General features: G+C 33.8%; 19 protein-coding genes. 3 read left to right on the top strand and 16 right to left on the bottom strand.

All coding sequences use genetic code 11. The features are described from left to right. Window positions 1-101 precede the first annotated feature (101 nt). Window positions 102-731, top strand: coding sequence for an NAD(P)H-dependent oxidoreductase (locus KMW28_RS14080; RefSeq protein WP_066205685.1), 630 nt, complete (start codon window positions 102-104; stop codon window positions 729-731). A 187-nt stretch (window positions 732-918) separates the two neighbouring features. After that, window positions 919-1,617 carry a hypothetical protein gene (locus tag KMW28_RS14085; RefSeq protein WP_169665116.1) on the top strand — a complete coding sequence of 233 codons (699 nt, stop codon included), beginning with the start codon at window positions 919-921 and terminating at the stop codon, window positions 1,615-1,617. A 37-nt stretch (window positions 1,618-1,654) separates the two neighbouring features. On the opposite strand, the gene KMW28_RS14090 is transcribed toward KMW28_RS14085, so the two are convergent. The 7 genes from KMW28_RS14090 to KMW28_RS14120 form a co-directional block, all read right to left on the bottom strand. Then, window positions 1,655-2,836 carry a bifunctional alpha/beta hydrolase/OsmC family protein gene (locus KMW28_RS14090; RefSeq protein WP_169665117.1) on the bottom strand — a complete coding sequence of 394 codons (1,182 nt, stop codon included), beginning with the start codon at window positions 2,834-2,836 and terminating at the stop codon, window positions 1,655-1,657. A gap of 79 nt (window positions 2,837-2,915) precedes the next feature. Beyond that, window positions 2,916-4,283 (bottom strand): aldehyde dehydrogenase family protein, encoded by a 1,368-nt coding sequence (locus KMW28_RS14095; protein ID WP_169665118.1) that lies wholly within the window; start codon window positions 4,281-4,283, stop codon window positions 2,916-2,918. Between the two features lie 5 nt (window positions 4,284-4,288). Then, on the bottom strand, window positions 4,289-5,026 hold the full coding sequence (locus KMW28_RS14100) for a gamma-glutamyl-gamma-aminobutyrate hydrolase family protein (protein ID WP_169665119.1): 738 nt from the start codon (window positions 5,024-5,026) through the stop codon (window positions 4,289-4,291). After that, complete coding sequence (locus KMW28_RS14105; protein WP_169665120.1) at window positions 5,019-6,179, bottom strand: iron-containing alcohol dehydrogenase; 1,161 nt, start codon at window positions 6,177-6,179, stop codon at window positions 5,019-5,021. The genes KMW28_RS14100 and KMW28_RS14105 overlap by 8 nt, the downstream gene beginning before the upstream one ends. A gap of 2 nt (window positions 6,180-6,181) precedes the next feature. Further along, window positions 6,182-7,540 carry a glutamine synthetase family protein gene (locus KMW28_RS14110; RefSeq protein WP_066205670.1) on the bottom strand — a complete coding sequence of 453 codons (1,359 nt, stop codon included), beginning with the start codon at window positions 7,538-7,540 and terminating at the stop codon, window positions 6,182-6,184. A 158-nt stretch (window positions 7,541-7,698) separates the two neighbouring features. Further along, window positions 7,699-8,052 carry a carboxymuconolactone decarboxylase family protein gene (locus KMW28_RS14115; protein ID WP_169665121.1) on the bottom strand — a complete coding sequence of 118 codons (354 nt, stop codon included), beginning with the start codon at window positions 8,050-8,052 and terminating at the stop codon, window positions 7,699-7,701. Further along, window positions 8,052-8,651 (bottom strand): TetR/AcrR family transcriptional regulator, encoded by a 600-nt coding sequence (locus KMW28_RS14120; RefSeq protein ID WP_169665122.1) that lies wholly within the window; start codon window positions 8,649-8,651, stop codon window positions 8,052-8,054. The genes KMW28_RS14115 and KMW28_RS14120 overlap by 1 nt, the downstream gene beginning before the upstream one ends. 609 nt (window positions 8,652-9,260) lie before the next feature. On the opposite strand from KMW28_RS14120, the gene KMW28_RS14125 reads away from it, so the two are divergent. Then, window positions 9,261-9,830: a YceI family protein gene (locus KMW28_RS14125; protein ID WP_066205665.1), complete on the top strand. Its 570-nt coding sequence runs from the start codon at window positions 9,261-9,263 to the stop codon at window positions 9,828-9,830. Between the two features lie 398 nt (window positions 9,831-10,228). Here KMW28_RS14125 and KMW28_RS14130 read toward each other — a convergent pair whose 3' ends face one another. The 9 genes from KMW28_RS14130 to KMW28_RS14170 form a co-directional block, all read right to left on the bottom strand. After that, window positions 10,229-11,875 (bottom strand): AMP-binding protein, encoded by a 1,647-nt coding sequence (locus tag KMW28_RS14130; protein ID WP_169665123.1) that lies wholly within the window; start codon window positions 11,873-11,875, stop codon window positions 10,229-10,231. Between the two features lie 250 nt (window positions 11,876-12,125). Then, window positions 12,126-13,034, bottom strand: coding sequence for a homocysteine S-methyltransferase (gene mmuM, locus KMW28_RS14135; protein ID WP_169665124.1), 909 nt, complete (start codon window positions 13,032-13,034; stop codon window positions 12,126-12,128). Window positions 13,035-13,091: 57 nt separating this feature from the next. Continuing rightward, entirely contained in the window at window positions 13,092-15,059 is a 1,968-nt protein-coding gene (locus KMW28_RS14140) for a hypothetical protein (RefSeq protein ID WP_169665125.1), read from the bottom strand. A 5-nt stretch (window positions 15,060-15,064) separates the two neighbouring features. Continuing rightward, window positions 15,065-16,924, bottom strand: a complete 1,860-nt coding sequence (locus KMW28_RS14145) for a DUF3857 domain-containing protein (protein ID WP_169665126.1) — start codon at window positions 16,922-16,924, stop codon at window positions 15,065-15,067. Between the two features lie 67 nt (window positions 16,925-16,991). Beyond that, on the bottom strand, window positions 16,992-17,576 hold the full coding sequence (locus KMW28_RS14150) for a hypothetical protein (protein ID WP_066205648.1): 585 nt from the start codon (window positions 17,574-17,576) through the stop codon (window positions 16,992-16,994). Between the two features lies 1 nt (window position 17,577). Next, the gene (locus tag KMW28_RS14155) at window positions 17,578-18,558 is read right to left on the bottom strand and encodes a Smr/MutS family protein (protein ID WP_169665127.1); all 981 of its coding nucleotides are present in this window, start codon (window positions 18,556-18,558) and stop codon (window positions 17,578-17,580) included. Window positions 18,559-18,561: 3 nt separating this feature from the next. Next, on the bottom strand, window positions 18,562-19,278 hold the full coding sequence (locus tag KMW28_RS14160) for a lipocalin family protein (protein WP_169665128.1): 717 nt from the start codon (window positions 19,276-19,278) through the stop codon (window positions 18,562-18,564). Further along, entirely contained in the window at window positions 19,278-19,877 is a 600-nt protein-coding gene (locus KMW28_RS14165) for a ribonuclease HII (RefSeq protein WP_169665129.1), read from the bottom strand. The genes KMW28_RS14160 and KMW28_RS14165 overlap by 1 nt, the downstream gene beginning before the upstream one ends. Window positions 19,878-19,938: 61 nt before the next feature. After that, the gene (locus KMW28_RS14170) at window positions 19,939-21,159 is read right to left on the bottom strand and encodes a peroxiredoxin family protein (protein WP_169665130.1); all 1,221 of its coding nucleotides are present in this window, start codon (window positions 21,157-21,159) and stop codon (window positions 19,939-19,941) included. Window positions 21,160-21,178: the final 19 nt, after the last annotated feature.

Below are 21,178 nucleotides of genomic sequence, written 5' to 3' on the forward strand. Positions count from 1 at the left end.
CATTATTATTTTTTCATAGTTATAAAAAAACATTTGCTGATTACATATGTTTGTTACATATTGCAACATAATTTGTTTAAACATCTATTATCAATACAACTATGAGTATTATAGAATCCCTGAACTGGCGCTATGCCACAAAAAAATTCGACCCAACTAAAAAATTAGATGAGGCTACTGTAAACACAATCCTAGAAGCTGGTAATCTTAGTGCTTCTTCTTATGGACTTCAGCCTTGGAAAATTATTGTTGTTAAAAACGAAGAAATCAGACAACAACTAGTAGAACACTCTTGGGGGCAACAACAAGTAGTTGATGCTTCTCACCTTTTGGTTATTGCTCGCCATAGTGCAATTGCTGAAAGCGATGTCCAAGCATTTATCGAAAATATTTCTGAAACAAGAGGAATTCCTCAAGAAGCATTGGCTGAATACAAAGGAATGATGACTAATACAGTCAACAACCTAAGTGATCAGGATAAAGATGTGTGGGTTGGTAAACAAGCTTACATTGTCTTGGGTAATTTACTTGCTGTATGTGCAGAACTTAAAGTGGATAGCACTCCAATGGAAGGTTTTGTTCCAGATAAATATGACGAAATCTTAGGTTTAGATAAGTTAGGTTTAAAATCTACCGTTTTACTTCCAATAGGTTTTAGAGCTGAAGACGATGATTACCAACAACTTAAAAAGGTAAGAAAATCGTTATCAGATAGCGTATTATATATTTAATATAAATATTACCATAACATTGAATCCCAAGGGTAAATCCTTGGGATTTTTTTATTCCATAAATCAATGACTTTCTGATAGATAATAGTTATATTTGTGTTAATAACCCATTGATGTAAAAACATCGAACATAAGATTCTTTTTAACCCAGAAACCTATTTACAATTAGGTTGATATTGCACAAATAATGAAAAAACTATCACTATTTTACCTATTGTTTTGTTTATTACTGTACCCAAAAATATCTAAATCCCAAAGCCTTGATCTCGGTATTGGTGGAAGTGGTTTTATACCAACAGGAACTCTAGCACAAAACATCAGCAGCAATTATAGTTGCGGTCTTGCTTTAGATTTACATTACAGCTTTCCTAAGAGTCCTTTTACAGTAGGAGTAAACTTTGATTATATCCTGACCGATCAAAAAGCTTTATACAACCTACCAAGAGTAAAAGAATATAAATCGGTTTCTAATATTTATAATTTGAATTTTTTATTTAGAGTATCTTCTAAAAAAGGTCTCCTTCGTACATATGCGGATGCACTTTTAGGAATTCGAGGAGCACATACCAAGGGGAATTTCAATTTCGATTCTTTCTTTAACCATAGTGATAAACATGAGAATATTAAGATGAATAATGAAATATTTCTAGGGTATGGAATTGGAGGAGGAATAGGTGTTTATCCCAATCAAAATTTTGGTATTCTTATCGGTTGTAATTACATGGGGTCTTCTGATTTACCTTATATCAATGAAGAAAATATAACGACTAGAAGTAATTCAGGATGGGATAAGTTGTTACAAGAAGGATTTGATAGTTATGCTCAAACTATACAAGCCAGTTATTTTAACCCCTATGTAAAACTAAATTTTACTATTATAAATTAGCTTTAGAGGACGTTCGATTACAACGTCCTCTAAATATTTATTCCTCCAATAATTCTGTGATAATTATTGGATTATTTTCTAATGTTCTATGCACTGGACATTTGTTGGCAATCTCTAAAAGACGTTGTCTTTGTTCTTCCGTTAAATCACCTTTTACCTGAATATGACGGTAGAGTTTATCCAATTTAGCCGTTCTCTTATTGGTTTCATTGGCGTCTTTAAGGTATTCTCTTTCATGATTTAAATGTACATCCACTTCATCAAGAGGCCATTTTTTATGGTTGGCATACATTCTTAGCGTCATTGCTGTGCAGGCTCCTAATCCTGCCAATAAAAACTGATATGGATTAGGACCTAAATCTTTCCCTCCATCTTCAATTGGTTCATCAGCAATTTGATGATGCTTTCCTGCTTTAATTTCTGTAACATATTTCGTCGTTCCAATTCTTACAGCAGTTTGGTATTGAGTTTCCAATGGATTTTCCCTCTGCATTTCAATATATCTTTCTGCCCAACTGCCAATCATTTTACCAACATAATCGGCGTTATCATCATTCGTTAAAAAGTGATTTGCTTTATCTAAAGTGATAAAACTCTTTGGGTGAAAAGACTGCTGATAAATTGTTTCGGCATTATTGATATGAATCAGATCATCAAAAGGTGAGTGGAAAATTAGTATTGGCTTCTTAAGCTGCTTGATATCTTCCTGATATTTATCAGATAATAATTGATCTTGAAGTTGTTTGTCAAGTTTTAATTTATGATCACCCAATTCAAACTTAGAGTAATACTTCAACTTTTTAAATCTCCCCGACAATTGCTCCTTATCCACAATTCCTGAAATAGATACAATCCCCTCTAAATTATGTATTTCTTTTGCTGCAATCAGACAAGCTGATGCCGCTATTGAATGTCCGATCAATAATTTAGGAGCAGCATAATTCTTTATTAGATATTCTGTTGCATCAATAATATCATTAGAAGAAGCTATGTATTTAGCATCCTGTGCAGTTTGACCCGTAAAATCTAAAGCTAAAATGCCAAACCCTTTTTGATTTAGGCCTCTAATTACTGCTTCTGCTGCAAAATTTTGCCCCGAAAGTGCATAGCAGTGTACAAACAATGCAAATGCTAACGGCTTTTCATCTGCAGGTAAAAACAATTGCGCATGAAGAGATCCTTCAGATCTATTTTTAAAATTGATTATTGTGGCTGACATGGATAATAAGTTTATATATGTATTGCAAATATAGACAATAACTTGGCTTATTCTCTACTCCTTTATCAAAGAGGTATAGCTATGGTTTCCTCCAATGATATGATTTAGGTTTTGTAAATACTCGAATTCCTTGAGTTGATAATGTGGCACCTACTCCCGAATTCCCTCTACCTGACCAAGGAACATTAGGACTTACACGGTCACAGCAATTCCAATACACGGTTCCTGTGTTCATTTTATCTAAAATTTGATAAGCTCTCTCTTTATCCGAAGAAAAAACTGCAGCTGTTAATCCATAATTAGTATCTGACATTAAAGAGAAAGCTTCTTCATCGTCCATCACCTTTTGTATGCCTATGATTGGGCCAAAAGACTCTTCCGTCATAATATTCATACTATGGTTGACGTCCTTAAAAACGGTGGGTTCAAAATAAAAACCATCTCCTGTTATTCTATGTCCCCCAATCAATAAAGAAGCACCTTTTTCTAAAGCATCATGCACTTGATCTTTTAAAAAGTACAATTGATTCTTTCTCGTTAAAGGACCAATAAAGGTATCTTTTTCATGTGGGTCTCCAATCTTATAAGAACGCACCTCTTCGACTAAAGCTTTGGTAAATTCTTCATATATTTTTTCGTGAACATAAATCCGTTCTACAGCACAACAACTCTGTCCATTGTTATAAAAAGCACCTTCTGCAGCATTGATTGCAGCTTGCTTTATGTCTTTCACATCCTCCATTACATATAGAGGATCTTTTCCTCCCAACTCCAATTGTATGGGTACTAGTTTCTGAAAAGTTTTATAAGCAACATGCAATCCTACTTTATGTGAACCTGTGAAAAAATATCCATTTAAATCGTTTTGTAATAAAAACTCTCCCACTTGAGGTCCTCCTACCATACAATGAAAAACGTCTTCGGGCAATCCTGCTTCATACAATAGTTCTTGAAATTTCAATCCAGTTAATGTAGCATGTTCAGAAGGTTTATAGGCTACTGAATTTCCTGCAACCAAGGCATATAAAAACACATTATATCCTACATTATAAGGAAAGTTCCATGCGGATATATTGGCAACTACCCCTAAAGGTTCGTACACTATTTTTTCGTAAGTACCTTCTAAATTGGGTACCACTTCTTCTTTTAATGTTGTTAATGCATGGGCTTTAAGGTGTTCTATTCTATTATTTGCACCTCTTATTTCATTATAGGCTTGGGTGATAGGCTTACCTGTCTCATCCGTTAATAAATTAGCAAGTTCATCGATATGTTCCATCACTAACTCACCAAATTTCACAATCACATCCAAACGACTTTCTACGCTTTGTTCCCTCCAACTTTTCTGTCCAATTCTTAAGTGATCTAATTTATCGGATAAAACATTTCGACTATCTTCTTCAAGCGTTGTCAACACCATTCCATTGGAAGGGCTTATTATATCCATTTTACTCATAATGCTTGATGTATAAATAATTGAATTAATGGGTTTGCATTTATAACTAATTGATTCAAAGTTTTCGAAAATTCAGGATGCCATTGCACCCCCATCACTTTAGTACCTTTAAAATTCTTGTGGCCAAATGCTTCGATTAAACCATCTTCAGAAGTGGCCCAAATTTCAAGTTCGTTGGATAAATCTTTAATGGCTTGATGATGTACTGAATTGACAAAAACGTCTTGATCAAAAGGGTAAATTTCATAAAGTGGGGTGGCTTTATGTATGGTTATTTTATGATTAACTTTATCATATAACTCTGCGGAGCGATGATTTAGTGATTGTGGGCGTTGAGTAATGGTGTCTTGGTATAATGTACCGCCATAATACACATTCAATAATTGAAACCCTCTACAAATCCCAAAAACCGGGATATTACGTTTTATGGCTTCCTCAATAATAAATAGCTCATATTCATCTCGATAAGCATCACCTAGCCATTTCCCAATAGGCTTTTCCCCATACATTTCTGGGGCAACATCTACTCCACCTTGTAAAACTACACCTTGTAATTCATCTAATATCCTTTTCAGCTTTTCCTTATTGATATCAGGTAATAAGATAGGTAAAACTCCATTTTGGGACACATACTCCATCATATCATTCTCAACATATGATAAGCTTTTAGGTCCAAATGTAGACCTTGATGTATCCGGATACATAAAACATGAAGAGATCCCTATTTTAATCATAATCCAAGGCTTTTTTATAGATGTCTCTAAAATCTTCTTCACTCACTACTTTGGGATTACATGGAAGACAAAAGTCTTGGACTGCTAATTTTGATAGCATATCAATATGATCTTCTGTTACTCCTTGAGAAGAAAGGTTACTAGGCAGGTTCAATTGTTGATTAAAAACATGCATAGAATCTACCAGGTTTTTACCTTGATTTGGTCCTAGATTCATGGTATAGGCCATAATGTTATACTTTTCTTCAAATCCAGATTGATTGAATTCCAAACCGAAGGGCAAGCAGATTGCATTAGCTAGACCATGATGCATGTCCAATAAACTTGATAAAGGGTGAGCTAAACTGTGCACCATTCCTAATCCTTTTTGAAAAGCAACAGCCCCCATTAAAGAGCCAATCATCATTTTAGATCTAGAGAATAAATCCGGTGCATTCGTGGCGGTGACAATAGAAGTGGCAATTAGTTTCATTCCTTGCAGAGCGATTCCATCACACATAGGATTAAATCCTTTCGATAGATAGGCTTCAATATTATGTGTGAGTGCATCCATTCCAGTAGCTGCAGTGATAAAAGGGGGCAAATCTAGTGTTAAGGATGGGTCTGCAAAAACAATTTTGGCTAATAATTTAGGTGAAAATAAAATCTTCTTTTGTTTGGTTTCATCATCAGATATGATGGCCGACCTCCCCACTTCACTTCCTGTTCCTGATGTCGTGGGGACTGTAACGAATAAGGGTACTTCTTCAGTCACATATTTATCTCCTCCAATCAAATCATCATAATCAAATAAATCTCTATGGTGATTAATGCTTAAAGCGATCGCTCTTGCCACATCCATGGCAACACCTCCACCAATACCAATTATTGCATCGCACCCTTCTTCTTTATACATCTCCTTACCACCCAAAACATCTGATTTCACAGGATTTTTATGCATTTTATCATATACCGTCACCTTTAAATGAGACTGTTCTAATTGCTCGATAATTTTTTTAAAGAAGGGTAATTGATGTACAGTAGCATCTGTAACCAGCATAGGATGTCTGCAATCTTCTTCTTTTAAATAGGGACATAATTCTTGAATGACACCTACTCCAAATCTGATTTTTGTAGGGAAATTATAGGTATATTTTTGATGTATATTAAGCATAATTAAATGATTTCAAAGTAGCGCTTTGTTTCCCAATCGGTCACCTCGTTCATAAAACGTTTCCACTCCCATTCTCTCGATAAACAGAAATGTTCTACAAAGTCAGCTCCAAAGAACGATTGAGCCAATTCGGAATTTTTCATATTTTGAGTCGCTTCCCATAGGTTTGTCGGCAGCGTGCCATTTTCTTTGTTTTTATAACCATTTCCTATTGTCTGAGGGACATCCAATGTTAGATTGTTTTCAATACCATAAAGACCTGCAGCCAAACACGCAGACATTGCTAAATAAGGATTCACATCAGAACCCACTACTCTCGTTTCTAAGCGGGATGATTTTTCGCCATAGGGTAATGCTCTCAATGCAGTGGTTCTATTATCTACCGCCCAAGTTAAGGTGGTGGGTGCCCAAGCCCCTTCTACTAATCTTTTATAACTGTTTATAGTAGGAGCCAACATCGGTAAAATATAGGGTAAACAATGAAGTTGACCAGCAATGTATGATTGCATGGTTTTAGAAATACAATCCGCTTCATTTACATCAAAGAATAAGTTCTTTTCTCCATGTTTATCCCATAAACTTTGATGAATATGGCCACTACAACCTGGTAATTCCATATTCTGCTTTGCCATGAAACTTGCTATAATTCCATGTTTATAACCTATCTCCTTCACGGCTGATTTAAATAAGGTTGCACGATCAGCAGCCAAAACAATATCAGAATATTGTATTGCGGCTTCGAACACTCCTGGCCCCGTTTCAGTGTGTAATCCTTCTAAAGGGATATTAAATTCCTCAAGCAGATCAAAAAGATCATGGAAGAAATCGCTATTCTCTGAAGATCTCAATATCGAATAACCAAACATCCCTTCTGTTAAAGGGGTTATCTTTCTAAAGTCTTTATGATGCAACTCCGAACTCGTTTGCCTATAATTAAACCATTCAAATTCTTGAGAAAATAGTGGTGTAAATCCCATCTCCTCTGCTTTAGACCTTACTCTTTTTAAAAGTGCACGAGGTCCAACAGTGGTATCATCATTATTATCTTTACTAAAATCAGCAATAAAAAAAGGAAGATCATCTTCCCAGGGAATTTGTCTAAATGTGGATGTATCTATCCTAGCAGGCATATCGGGGTACCCTGTGTGCCAACCTGTGACTTTCACATTGTCGTAGGATTCATCCACCATATCCCAACCAAAGATTACATCACAAAACCCGAATCCTTTATCAAGGGAAGAAATAAATTTTTTGATGTGCATGTATTTGCCTCTCAATACTCCATCGATATCGACAATAGCTACCTTAATTTTATTATGCCTGCTGTCCTCTAGCAAGTCAATAATCTCTTGTTTTGTCATTTATGGTTAGTTTTTGGGTGAATTAGCGAAACAAAGATGACCAATAGAAATTAGAACCTCTGATTGTTTATATATATAAATTAAGAAGAAATTACAGAAAAAAAAAGAGGAAGACATATAACAGTTATTGCCTTCCTCTTTCATTCATTGTGAATGATTTAGCTATTTGCTTTTTCTTCAAAAAGAGCCTCTAAATATTCTACTGCTCTTCGTAAGTGTGGAATCACAATCGTACCCCCTACTACATTACCAACAGCCATTCCTTCTACAATCTGTTCTTTGGTGTATCCTAACTCCACACATTTCTCTAGGTGATACTTTACACAATCATCACATCTTAAAACCAACGAAGTGGTTAGACCAATCATTTCTTTTGTTTTCGCATCTAATGCACCATCATTATATGTGATTGTATCTAAGCTGTAAATACGCTTTACAACTTTATCAGCATTATCAATTACTTTTTGATTCTGCACTGATCTTCTATCTCTATATTCCTTTAATAAATCCATTAGTTTAATATTCTTAGGTGAAAATCGATCATCTCTTTTAAAACTTTATCATCTTGATAAATACGGCGACTAATATTTATTCCATTCCAAAAATTGATAAGGTACTTTCCAATATCTTCTGCAGTGCCTAAACCTGAAAAACTTCCATTTTCTTTGGCTTTTTGAATGTAGGTCACAAATAATCTCTCTAGCTGCTTGATATATCTACCAGCAATATCTACAATATCTTTTTGCTGACCTGCAAACTCCATGATGGTATTTCCTAGAATACAACCTTTACAATTTTGTTCGGGAGAAGCATTCAATACACCATAAAATAAAGATTTTATCACCTCTACAGGTGTATCGGATGCAGCTAAATTGCTCTCTAAATTTTGTAATGCTTTTTCTTCTAAATACTTCAACCCTTCTATAAATAACTCTTTCTTTGAGTTAAACTCATTGTATAAGCTGCCTTTATTTAATTGTACCACCTCTAGTAACTCAGCAGTACTTGTATTTTCATATCCTTTCTCCCAAAAAAGAAGAATAGATTTTTCTAAAACCTGTTCGCGGTTAAATAGTTTAGGTCTACCAGCCATAGATTCTTTTTTTTGCAAATAAAAATATTTTTGACTGAACTGTCAAAATTAAACCAAAAAAAAAGACCATATCGGTCTTAAGATTCTTGATGATGATTTACAGTTTGACTGTAGTTATAAATCTTGAAAGGAAGAATAAAACATATTGTGATAAGAATACCTTGCAAGATCAGTATTGATGAATTCTGAAAATGAGCTTGAGGTATGATTGAATAAGACAAGAAAACTAAGCTGCTTAAGCAGATTATAAGTACAATGTAATATAAAGTTATCTTTTTCATTATCTAGTTTTATTAAGTCAAGTATAGCCTCACCGTTTCTATCTAATATACAATATAAATCTATGATAGTCCCTACTTACATAAGAAGTAGGTTGCATTTCAAAATTAAAACAAAACAATTCTCATGTATAATCATTTGATTATTAACTATTAACATCATTATCCTTTACCAATTCTTGTAAATACCTACCTAATGGAACGATTTTACAATGTTAATTTAAGTTAAAATAACACTAATTTAAACGTAATTTGTTTGAACAAATATTATATATACATATGTTTGTAATGTCAACGAAAAACAATGACAAAAACAGAAACAAAAATTAATACTTAAACTTTTTATATTATGAAAAAGCTTACTCTTACACTTGGTGTAATTTTATTTACTTTCGCTTCAACATTTGCTCAAAAACTTAATACTGAGCAGTCTAAAGTAAACTGGACAGGTTATAAAGTTGTTGGTTCGAACCACACAGGAACTGTTGCAGTTAAAGATGGTGAGTTAAAAATCAAAAAAGGTAAAGTTCAAGAAGGTACCATTGTCATCGATCTTTCTTCGCTAACATCTACTGACTTAGAAGGTGAATGGCAACAAAAATTAAATGGTCACTTAAAAAGTGCTGACTTCTTCCATGTTGAAGAACACCCAACAGCTACTTTTACTTTAAAAGAGGTATCTCACGAAGGTGATGTTCACAAGCTAAAAGGTGATTTAACGATTAAAGGAGTAACAAAAGAAATTGCTTTTGATTCTAAATTATCTAAAGAGGGTAAAGTACATGTACTAGAGGGTAAAATCAAGATTGACCGTACTAAATTTGGTCTTAAATATGGATCAGATAGCTTCTTTGACAACTTAGGTGACAAAGCTATTGCAGATGAATTTGATATCGATTTCAAAGTTCAAACTATCTAAGCAAAATTAACCCATTATTCAGACACCTCTCGACTTCGAGGGGTGTTTTTTTATTTATGAAAATTGAAAGTAGTGAGGTTGATTAAGCATTGAGTCTTTTTTCACTTGAAGATCCATGATTTGCTTTTCGATTTTTTTGATCTCTTTTGATTGTTGTGTTTCGAAGCTGATGCAAATAAAATTACATGAGCTTAATAAAACGATAAATATTAGACTGAAGATTTTCATTGTTGAAATTAATTTAAGTGATTTTGTTGGTACTTTGTTATAATGACAACGGATTCTTAGAAAGGTTGCTTTAAGATAAAAAAATGGTTCGAAAGCAAAAAATCTTTCAAACCATTCTTTGTAGTATTCAAAATATAAAGACTTCACCAGTCTTTAAGCACAAGTCTCTGTTACTCAAAGATTACTGTGTCATTCTTTGCAAACCACTCACTATAGAATGGCTGATGAATTTTCTCAAGATTATTTCTCTTCAACTTCAAAGTAGGAGTTAAAAGTCCATTATCTATAGTCCAATCTTCTTTCATTACAATCACTTTAGCTACTTTTTCATAGTTTGGTAAAGTAGCATTTAATGCCTGTAGAGTAGTTGATAAAGAAGAAGACAACTCTTCTTTTGATATAGCTTTACCATCTTCAGAAGGAATCACTAGAGCAATAGGCTGTGGAATTCCTGTTCCCACTACACATACTTGCTCTACATTTGCATTATCAGAAATTGGTAATTCTAAATGGTTTGGAGAAATATACTTTCCTTTATCTGTTTTAAATTGATCTTTTACTCGACCAACAATAGACAGGTATCCATCATGATCATATTCTCCTAAATCGCCCGTTTTAAGGAAACCATCTTCATCAAATAGTTCTTTTGTCTTTTCTGGCTCTTTATAATAACCAAGAGTCAAACAATCACTTTTTAACCTCACCTCTCCTTCTTCAGAAAGTTTGGTTTGAATATGATCGTACTTTAACCCAACAGTTCCGATTCTATTCATACCGGGGAAGTTCATATGCGATACACAAACATCCTCTGACATTCCGTACCCTTGATTGACATCAATGCCTAATTTCTTAAACCATTCTTGTAAATCAGGAGATATAGGTGCTGCACCAGAAATAACAGAAACTGCCTCTTGGAATCCCAAAGCTGTTTTTATCTTTTTTCTAATGACATTATTAATCACAGGAATTTTCAGCAGTAAATCCAATCTACCTTGAGGCATCTTTTTAAGTATACTCTCTTGGAATTTTTGGAAGATTCTAGGCACAGCAAAGAACATATGAGGTTTAGCTTCAGCTAGATTCGCAGGGAAGGATTCTAACGATTCTGGGAAAGCAATCGACCCACCTAAGTATAAACCAATAAATTCATAAGCCGCTCTTTCAGCAATATGTGCCAAAGATAAGAAAGCAAAGAATCTTGGATTTTTAGGCAAACTAAAATGATGCTCGAATTCTTTTACAGCAAATTCAACGCTACTGTATTTATGCATTACTCCTTTAGGATTTCCGGTTGTTCCCGAAGTATAAAGAATTGTCATCAAATCATCTGGTCCTGGTTTGGCAATATCTTGCATTGGAGCATTCTTTTTTACCAATTCATCCCAACCGTACTCCTCTTTCACTCCGTGCATTTCAATTCCAATTCTAGGAATATCTACAGATTTAACACCTTCTTCTTGAGATGAATAATCATCTAACTTTCCAATAAAAACAGCTTTAGAATCCGAATGCTCAAGAATGAGTTTAATTGTATCCTTATCTGTTGTAGGATAAATTGGAATACTTATACAACCTGCCATAAGGATAGCTAAATCGGCCATGATCCAATGTGAACAGTTTTTAGAAAGAAGTGCCACGTGACTCCCTTTTTCTAGGCCCATGTTCATTAATGCTGAAGCCATTCTTCTACATTGTTCTCCAGCTTCTTGATACGTAACCGTTAATTTTTCCCCATGAATGTTTTGATGCAAAAATGGCAGGTTTGGAGCTTCCTTCTCCCATTTTTGAAATGCGTCTAGTGCTGAGATAAAAGTCATAGTCTGTGTGTGTGTATTTAAGAGTGCTTATTTTGTATTGTGCAATTCAATTCTATTTGTAACACGTAAAAGTAAAAAATTGTATAATTCTACTTTTACACTTTAACATCCGAGTCCTCAAAATTGATCCTCAGTTTATAAGATTACCGTTTGAAATTTCATATCATGACATCAATAGTAATATAAATTGCAAACATTATATTATTTAGCCAAATAAATTTATCGTTTTTTTTATATATCTTCTTAAAAATCACGATACTAACCTTTTATGGAGTAAGTGAATGTGCTCTTCGCTAATTTCACAGCATCCACCTATAATATTAGCTCCGGCCTCTTTCCATTGTAAAGCTAAAGTGAGGAAATCTTCTGGAGATGAGGTTCCCAGCCAAGTTTTTGTATAAGGATTATATACCATTCCTGCATTAGGATATATCACTAATTTTTTCTTCCAACCTGCATTTAATATTTCAGAAATAAGACCTAAAATATATTTTGGATGTGTACAATTAATCCCTAAAGCCATTACATTATTATTATGCTTTAACAAAGAAACGATATCGATAATATCAGTACCATCGTTCAATTGTTTTTCGTTCTTACATGAAAAAGAAAACCAAGCTTTATGCTCACATTTCTCTATTAAATCGTTTAGAACTTTAGCTTCTTCAAGTGATGGAATTGTTTCTACTGCAAGAACATCTATATCTGTAGCATCAATAATTTTTAGCCTCTCATTATGAAATGATCTTAATGTATTTTCATCTACCGCTTCATCATACCCTTTGTATTCGCTTCCATCCGCCAAATAGGCTGCATAAGGACCAATACTTCCTGCAATGAAAACCTCCCTTTTTGAAATTGCTCTATATTCTTCTTTTGCTGATTGAGCTATTTCTGTCGTTTTCTTTAAAAGATCTATGGCCACTTCATGAGAAAATCCGTTCTCCATAAATCCTTTGATAGATGCCTGATAGCTGCTACTTATGATGATCTCTGCTCCTGATTTCAAATAATTCAGGTGTGCGTTTTTAATTACTTCTTCTTGATGATGAATTAAATCGGCTGTCCATAACTGATTATTGACATTACCCCCAAGCTTTTTGATAGCATTGGATAATCCACCGTCCAATAAATAAAAATCTTTTTCTAATACTGCCATATAGTAAAAATAAAAGGTTGTTCCACAAAACCATGAAACAACCTTTTATTACGTATTTTACTGCTCTACTTTTTTCTTTAACACCACAGGCGTATCCACTGCTTTCAGATATTTATCATATATTTTCTTAATCATAAAATAATCCTCAGCATCGTAAACTGCTTTTTTAAAGCTTAATTTAAAATCTATTTCAACATTATTTCCATTCACCTTCGTCGATACTTTTAATGACATTGTTGGATCTTTGAAACTATAATTTTGAGGACCTTCTATGAATTCATATCCATTTGGAATAACAATAGTCGATTTTGCTCCTTTAGTAAATGCATTTGTAAAATCGATAGGGTATGTTCGAATGTGTGAGGTAAATGGTTGTTTTTCTTCAAATAACTTTAAGAAAGGCTGTACCACTATATGATCTTGCAATTGTTCTACCTCTGATTTTCCAGCTGCAGCAATCATGTATAGCTTATCGAAGTCTTTATACCCCTTTGTTCTCTGTTGATCAATAGACGTAAATCCATTATCCAATAAATACTTCTTGATTTTTTCCTCTTTATCGTTAAACCTAACCTTATTAATGTAGGCCTCTATACTTGAAGTATTATTTACATAATTTACAGAAGCCGTTTTCTTCTCCACATCAATATCACTAATATTTATGGTAGTTTGATCCAAAGAGGTTAAGTGATTTGCTACTTTAATCCACTTTGATTCCTGACCGTCAATCAATAAACCATCACCATTATTACATCTCGGAGGAAGAATGTAAGTGCCCAACATTGGCGAGGTCACATCATATAAATGTTCTTTCCCTTCTATTTCAATTAGGAATATGGTATAGTTAAATACTTCTTGAAAAGGATATTTTTTATTGATTTTTCCATGTCCCCTACTACTAAGAATTACAGGATACACTTTAATTCCTACCGCTTGTAAAAGCCCCGCAGTAAAGAAATTAAGTTCTGCCACATTTCCTTCTTTTGTATCAAAAATCTTTTTAGGAGTCTCGGTAGCCAAGTTACTGTAGAAATTATTCCAATTATATTCATCTTTTACATATCGGATAATTTTTTCAGCCTTTTCAGCTTCAGTTCCTTTATTTAATTCTGGATGTACCTCAAATACTTTTTTAGCAAAAGAAGTTGACTTTTTTAGGTACTTACCAAAACGATGATCTTTGCTCAACTCATCAATAAATTTAGGATAGGTAGAAAGTACCTCCACTGTACCGCCTTGTAAGTTTTGATATTCAGAAATCTGAAATTTCACCTGCATGAGGTAATCATCTATAGATGATATATATTCTTCATCTTTAAAAGCAGGAGTGTTTTTCATGACAAAATCATAACGAATAATATCGTAATCTTTTCCTTTAAAATTGAATACTCCATTTACCCTTTTATTTGATGTCGAATAGAACTTCTTAATGCTTTGTGTAGTAAATACATAATTATATAATGGAATTATGTTTACTGTAAATTTACTGTAGAGTGTAGGAATTTTTGCTTGGAAATTCCATTTTGGTAGTGTGAAAATAAAAGGAGATTCAACTTTATATTTATATTCAATGATCGATCCTTTCTTTGCTTTAGGGTAGGTAAACTTTTCTCTTTGCCAATATTTATTGACCTCTTCATTAAACAGATCTTTTTTATCAATCTCCTCTCTCTCTATAAGACCAGTAGTTTTATTGAAATTATATGTAGCAGCAGAAAATTGATAAACTTGTTCTCTTCGTTCTTTTGATTTATATAGAAGAATTTCATCATTTGCATAGCTTACACCTCTATCGGTGGCTATCTTAATTCTTCTCGTCCTTTCAAAAATGATATGAAAGCGATCTCTTCCTTCTGTGAACTTGACTTCCCCTTTATCGAAAATAACTACTGCATCATCATTTTCAGGTACTTCTACGTTAAAATCGTTGATTGTTACTTTTCCATAGTTCTTGTCGATTTTCTGAGAAAAACTAAGAGTTGAAAAAATCACCCAAAAGGTGATAAATAAAAAAGAATGTTTCATTTTAGTTAAATAGTTCGTTTAAGTATAACATTAGAGTTTTTCATGATATTCTCTACATTTTTTATAAAATCATGAAATCCAGCATATTCTTTAATTGGATAATGTCCACTTGGTATCAATAAGGTCTGATGCATTTTGACTTTATTCTCTTGTTTTATGTGTTCGTAAGTAATGGCAAAACTACCATATTTTGTGGCTATAATTTTCTCTGGTGAGAATTCTACAAAGTCTTTATCAAAAACACTTAAATCGTAAGTAACAGTAAATTGTTGGTGTATGGGATGATGAACCACCACATCGTGAACTCTATCTTTTATATCTTCTAATTTTGTATTGAAAAAGTTAATTGGTGAAATCACTTTTAAGGTACCGACTTGTCTGATGATTTTTTGAACGGTTCCTTCCAATTTCACTTCCAAGGCATCTGAATCAGGAATTGTATTGATAGACATACTATCTACTTCAATATCATAAACTAAGGCTAAGTTTTTAAAATACTCTTTTTGTTCATTTTCATTAAAGGTGTTTTTCACTTCCAATAGAGTAGCAAAATGAGTCCCTCTTACTGTCCAATCCACTGATAAATCTGCTGTTAAGTTGTCCTTCAACTTAAAGTTTAGATCAACTTCTTCTTTGGCATTATCTGTTGTATAACTTGGTAAAGTGATTAAACGACTGTTCCCTTTTTCTACCCATAGTGCTTGTCTGCCATAAGTGAAGTCACTTAAATAATTAAAGGGCAGATATTTTGAGGTATTTTCTAAATACACCGTATCCTTTTCAAATGGAACTCCAAGGATCACGTGATTAAACTGTTGACTTGGGAAATCGGATATTATTTTTTTTACTTCTGATCCAGCATTTACATCAATTGCGTAGGATGGAATGTCTACTTCCTTCAAAAGTGCTTTCATGTAGTTGGTTAAAGCTTTACAGTCGCCATATTTATTTTCACAAACATAGTCTGCTGGATAAGGTTTTAAGCCTCCAATATCAATCGTTACATTAATGTATCTTGTATTTTCTTGCATGTAACGATACAGTACTTTTGCTTTTTCTCTTTTGTTAGGTATATGATCTGTTAAAGCATGTACTCTTCTCTTCTCTAGAGGAGTTAATTCATCTAATCCATCGGACAAACTGTAGACCCAATCGCCATAAGATTTCCATGTTGACATATCGCCTTCCCCTCCAAAATCAACATTTTTAGGGGTGATGATCACTAATGGTAACTTATCAAATAGGTGAGGTGAAAAACGTTCTGATTTGATAACTAAATCCTGAGACAAGTCAAACTCCCAAGACATTGTTTTTTTTCCTTCCTTGTTGTTTTCAGATTTAATGTAATTCCCTTTTTCATATACTTTATATTGGTAATGCAAGGGTAATTCAACTTCTAAAGAAGCACTTTGAATATCTATGTTACTAAAGTAGGCAGGACTCCACGTGGCTAAGTTTACATAATTGTCTTCCGATACAGTGTAAGAATAATAAATAGTATAAGGAAAATTACTCCACTTTAAATTAAAGTACTTTACATGGGCATCGCTGTAAAAAGTGCTATTATCAGTTAGACTTTTTGTACCAATATCCTTTCCTTTTAATTTTTTTACCTGTACACCATTTTTATCTAAAATATAAGCACGGTTAACACGCATGGAAGAATTATAAGGGATTTCAACTTCTCCAAAGTACACCGCGTCCTTGTCATTTATTTGGATAGATACATCAACAGTTTTTTTTAATTTCCCATTTTCAATAGCAATATGTGTATCATAACTTACGACTTGTGCATTTTGAGCAAAGACCACAGCATGAGACAATAGAAATAGAGTAATTAGAATTTGTTTGAAATAATAAAGCATAGAAGTTCAGTTCGCTTGAATACATAAAGATCAAAAAAAAAGTCACTTTTAAAAAGCGACTTCTCATTTATTTTCTGACGAATCCCCATATTAAAAGAGGAAAACCTATTAATGCGATAATACCACAAACAATATTCAATATCTTTTGACCTTCTTCTAAAAGGTTTAGATAATCAGAAAGATCACCTGCATAAGCGTATTGAACATTTAGTTTATCATGTTCAGGTTGCCCCACAGCAATAATCCTTGCCCCTTGTCTTAATCCTAACCACTGAATAGGTGCGTTCGAACTTGTTTTCTCATCTAAAAGAATATGAGCAACATCTTCACCTCTCCAAGGTACTTTATCAAACACCAAAATCTCTTTTCCTTTGGGTGTTTTTACAGTGATATCTTGAAGTTTTTTCTCTACTGATTTAAAACCATTGTGTTTTCCTGCTCCTGTGAATTCTTCTTTTGAAGCAATCACCAAAAAGTTTTCAACCAGAAAATTTGATGAATCGACTATTCCTTCAACTATCTTTAAATTATCTTGGTTTAGTATTGCTTTTTCCAAGGCATCAGCTTCTTTGTTTACTTTTGGAGCACTCACTCCGTAAATAAGAATTGCAACACCTACTAAAACTAAACCAACAGCTATTCTAACGTTCATCTTATTTTAGTTTCGCATAGGTGGCACCATAACCAAACTTCTCTTTTCTAGCATCTTCATAATACTCCACATCTGGATGTTTAGATAAACGCTTCTGAATTTCAGTTTTCAGTTTTCCGCTACCAATTCCGTGAATAAAAGTAATATGATCCATACCAGTCACAATTGCGGCATCTAATTCCTTCTCAAAATGAAGAATTTGCATACTTAAAGTAGAGTTGCCCATATTTGGATCTAACCCAAGTGCTTCAGCATGTAAGTCTACTTCAGAGGCAGGCTTCTGAACAACCTTCTCAACTTTTTCTGAAGGTGTTCTTTTCTCTAAAATACCATCTTTAATTTTGTCGGCGTCTACTGCTTCCAATGCTTTTACGTCTAATTGGAAAACATATCCATCAGCACTCATACCTGGAACTTCTTTTTTATTATTAAAGAAAGTAGATGCTTTAAATCTTAGTTTTTTAATTAAAGGCTCGTGGTTAACACTTGGACCAGCATAAAAGAATAAAGATTGGAATACATAAGCAGGCCATTCTTCAAAATTTTGAAGGGTTACCTGATCTACCTTTAGTTGTGTTCTCGGATGAAGAACAGCGGTATGTACTCCTTTATAATCCCCTTTTCTCTCCGTCCCTAATACAAAAGGAATGGTTAAATCTGAGTTGTTACAAATATAAACGTCAAGAATTTGATCGTTCTGATGTACAAAAGCAATAAATAATCCCCTTTCGGAAATCATAGGTAAAGCTGCTTTTGGTCGGTTTTGTTGTTTCTTTTTTAACGAAGGAGTTACGACTCTTTCCTCTTCTTCAACACTCCCGAACTCATCAGATTCTACTTGAGATACAATGGCTAAATCACCTTCGACAAAATCCATTCGAAAGCCATCCACTTCAACCTCAATAATATTATTTTTCTTAAAGCCGACTACGATACCATCCATGTTATCGTGTAAACTTCTTACTTTATCTCCAATATTCATTTTCTATTGCTTTAGTTGATAATAAATTAGGTGAGGACCATACTGAGCTAACATTTGATTCGCAGTAACGGAGATTATGTATAAACCATACCTCACTTTTTGATCCTGATCCTGAATCAATATATATGATCCATTACCTACCGGTGCAAATGTACCTTCAAAACTATCATCATCAGTTTCGGCACAATTTGCACTCAAATCATTGTATTTAAAAGTACCATTTCTGTAAAATACCCACTCATCGTCCTTAGAACAATCGGGTATTTCTACGTCTTCCCCTGTGGCATTATCTATCATTCTCGAAATGACCCATTTTTTTCCTGTAGGAGAAGTTAAATGAGTAATAAAGGAATCCCAGATAATTACCGTAATTGAATTTCTATAGCCAATTTCTGTAGAAACAACTTTTACTTCAGTATTCACTAGGAAGTTGTTCTTTTCTATTCCATTGGCTGTATCTATTAAGGATGCAGAAACATAATAAGAACCACTATCCAGTTTTAGAAAAAAGGCTAACCCATTAACATCTGTAGTTTGTTCCTGTGCTACAGCATTTTTTTGATCCACAAAATCTTCATGTGAAGCATATAGGTTCACTTTTCCATTGACTACCTCCTTACCCTGCTCGTCTCTTACCTGAACATATAAGTCTCCATATGGCTTAGGATTCTCACAGGCCCAAAGAAGTAATATGAATACTATGTAAAGGTACTTTTTCATTAAAACTCTATTGTTTTTTGCTCGGGTAAAAGTTTGAAAGAATTTCTGTGCCAAGGGGTAGTTCCATGGGCTGCAATAGCTGCCCTATGTTGTTTTGTAGGATACCCAGCATTTTTCTCCCAACCATAGTGAGGAAATTCTTCTGACAATTTTGTCATTAAAAGATCTCTATGCGTTTTTGCTAAAATAGACGCTGCAGCAATACTTAAATATTTACCGTCTCCCTTTACTATACATTCGTGTTCTATCCCTTTATATGGTCTAAAACGATTTCCATCGATTAGTAAAAGTTCTGGTTTTTCTGTTAAACCATCTACACAGCGATGCATTGCCGTAAATGAGGCTTGTAAAATATTAATTTTATCAATTTCTTCAGCCTGTACTTCAATTACTTTATAATCTATGGCTTCTTTAATGATTACCTCTCTTAACGCCATTCTTTTTTTATGGGTTAACTTTTTGGAATCATTTAAATCAGGGTGAGAGAAATTCTTAGGTAAAATTACAGCAGCAGCGACTACAGGTCCTGCCAAACAACCTCTTCCCGCTTCATCTAAACCTGCTTCTACTTTATCTTTTGTAAAACTTGATGCTAACATAACTGCAATTTATCTAACAATATCACCTAGTCAAAACCATGATGATACTTATTCGAATATATTATTTTTGTGAAGGTTCTTCAGCCAATAGTGTTTGGATTAACTGAGTGAATTCAGCCACATATTTCTCGTAATACTCTCCAGTTCCCGGACCAGTAAAACCTGTATGTATTTCTCTTACTTTTCGGTTTTTATCAATTACTATTGATGTTGGAAAAGACATTACTTTATTTAGCATTGGTAATGCTTCGGAAGTCATTTGAGGGGTACCGGCATAAAGAATTTCATAATCTAAATTAAGTTTCTTCTTCATTCTCGATATTCTTTTAAATGCTTTTTCTGCTTCTTCAGAACGTTCAAATGACAAACCGATAATCTCTAATCCTTTCTCATTATATTTCTTGTAAAGTGGACCAAAAAACTTGCTCTCATCCAAACAATTTGGACACCAAGAACCCATAATTTGTAAGATCACTACTTTATCATCGTACCTTTCATCTCCTAATGAAATCACTTTACCCTCAGAATTTTCAAAGGCAAAAGAAATATGGCTATATCCTTCTTTAAGGTAAGTCAATGTTTTTGGATCTGGAAGCTTAGCACGGTCATCTTTAATCCCCTGCCATGTTTTAAATGCTTCTTTTCCTGACCACATTTTACCATTCACAAGTTTATTCTCTTCCTTTTCAACTTCGAATCTTAAAATATGAACACCATCAAAAGAAGAAAGTTTCATTTTATTGCCTTCAACAACTCCTTCCAAATAGCGGTAGTCTCCGGTAGCAGTCATGAATGTACCTGTAACATACATTCCATTTTGTCTGAACAACCCTATAGATTCGGTCTTACCTAATTTTACCGCATATTTTCCAGTAAAGTCCACATCAGGACTTTCCGAAACAGAGAAACGATTAGCTTTTCCTTTTTCGGCAATAAATGGAAGAGAGTAAGCACCTTTTCTTAAAAAACGACCATTCAATGAATCTTCACTTTCTTTTACAATGATCTCTGCTTCGTAAATCAATAATGGAACATGAAGAGAATCTCCTTCATAGAAAACCTCATCTAGTTTCATTCTTTCATCACCATTAATAACCGTCCATACTTGTTGATCTCCCTCTCCCTCTACTTGTAGATAAAATGGAATATCTTTTTGATGATTGTTCGTTATAACTGCCCTCCACTTAGAAAGAGTAGTGTTCTTCCCTTCCTCTTTTTGAGCGGATGAACAGCCCATGAAAAGTGCAAGTAGTAAGATGGATATTGTTTTTAAGAAGTTCATTGTTAATCGAAATAATATA

Origin of the sequence: Flammeovirga yaeyamensis, from assembly GCF_018736045.1 — a bacterium.
GTDB classification, from domain to species: domain Bacteria; phylum Bacteroidota; class Bacteroidia; order Cytophagales; family Flammeovirgaceae; genus Flammeovirga; species Flammeovirga yaeyamensis.

What these genes read in the sequence shown, in the direction of transcription:
- KMW28_RS14080 (WP_066205685.1), top strand. Translation starts at nt 102, where the DNA reads ATGAGTATTATAGAATCCCTGAACTGGCGCTATGCCACAAAAAAATTC.
- KMW28_RS14085 (WP_169665116.1), top strand. Translation starts at nt 919, where the DNA reads ATGAAAAAACTATCACTATTTTACCTATTGTTTTGTTTATTACTGTAC.
- KMW28_RS14090 (WP_169665117.1), bottom strand. Translation starts at nt 2,836, where the DNA reads ATGTCAGCCACAATAATCAATTTTAAAAATAGATCTGAAGGATCTCTT.
- KMW28_RS14095 (WP_169665118.1), bottom strand. Translation starts at nt 4,283, where the DNA reads ATGGATATAATAAGCCCTTCCAATGGAATGGTGTTGACAACGCTTGAA.
- KMW28_RS14100 (WP_169665119.1), bottom strand. Translation starts at nt 5,026, where the DNA reads ATGATTAAAATAGGGATCTCTTCATGTTTTATGTATCCGGATACATCA.
- KMW28_RS14105 (WP_169665120.1), bottom strand. Translation starts at nt 6,179, where the DNA reads ATGCTTAATATACATCAAAAATATACCTATAATTTCCCTACAAAAATC.
- KMW28_RS14110 (WP_066205670.1), bottom strand. Translation starts at nt 7,540, where the DNA reads ATGACAAAACAAGAGATTATTGACTTGCTAGAGGACAGCAGGCATAAT.
- KMW28_RS14115 (WP_169665121.1), bottom strand. Translation starts at nt 8,052, where the DNA reads ATGGATTTATTAAAGGAATATAGAGATAGAAGATCAGTGCAGAATCAA.
- KMW28_RS14125 (WP_066205665.1), top strand. Translation starts at nt 9,261, where the DNA reads ATGAAAAAGCTTACTCTTACACTTGGTGTAATTTTATTTACTTTCGCT.
- KMW28_RS14130 (WP_169665123.1), bottom strand. Translation starts at nt 11,875, where the DNA reads ATGACTTTTATCTCAGCACTAGACGCATTTCAAAAATGGGAGAAGGAA.
- mmuM (WP_169665124.1), bottom strand. Translation starts at nt 13,034, where the DNA reads ATGGCAGTATTAGAAAAAGATTTTTATTTATTGGACGGTGGATTATCC.
- KMW28_RS14140 (WP_169665125.1), bottom strand. Translation starts at nt 15,059, where the DNA reads ATGAAACATTCTTTTTTATTTATCACCTTTTGGGTGATTTTTTCAACT.
- KMW28_RS14145 (WP_169665126.1), bottom strand. Translation starts at nt 16,924, where the DNA reads ATGCTTTATTATTTCAAACAAATTCTAATTACTCTATTTCTATTGTCT.
- KMW28_RS14150 (WP_066205648.1), bottom strand. Translation starts at nt 17,576, where the DNA reads ATGAACGTTAGAATAGCTGTTGGTTTAGTTTTAGTAGGTGTTGCAATT.
- KMW28_RS14155 (WP_169665127.1), bottom strand. Translation starts at nt 18,558, where the DNA reads ATGAATATTGGAGATAAAGTAAGAAGTTTACACGATAACATGGATGGT.
- KMW28_RS14160 (WP_169665128.1), bottom strand. Translation starts at nt 19,278, where the DNA reads ATGAAAAAGTACCTTTACATAGTATTCATATTACTTCTTTGGGCCTGT.
- KMW28_RS14165 (WP_169665129.1), bottom strand. Translation starts at nt 19,877, where the DNA reads ATGTTAGCATCAAGTTTTACAAAAGATAAAGTAGAAGCAGGTTTAGAT.
- KMW28_RS14170 (WP_169665130.1), bottom strand. Translation starts at nt 21,159, where the DNA reads ATGAACTTCTTAAAAACAATATCCATCTTACTACTTGCACTTTTCATG.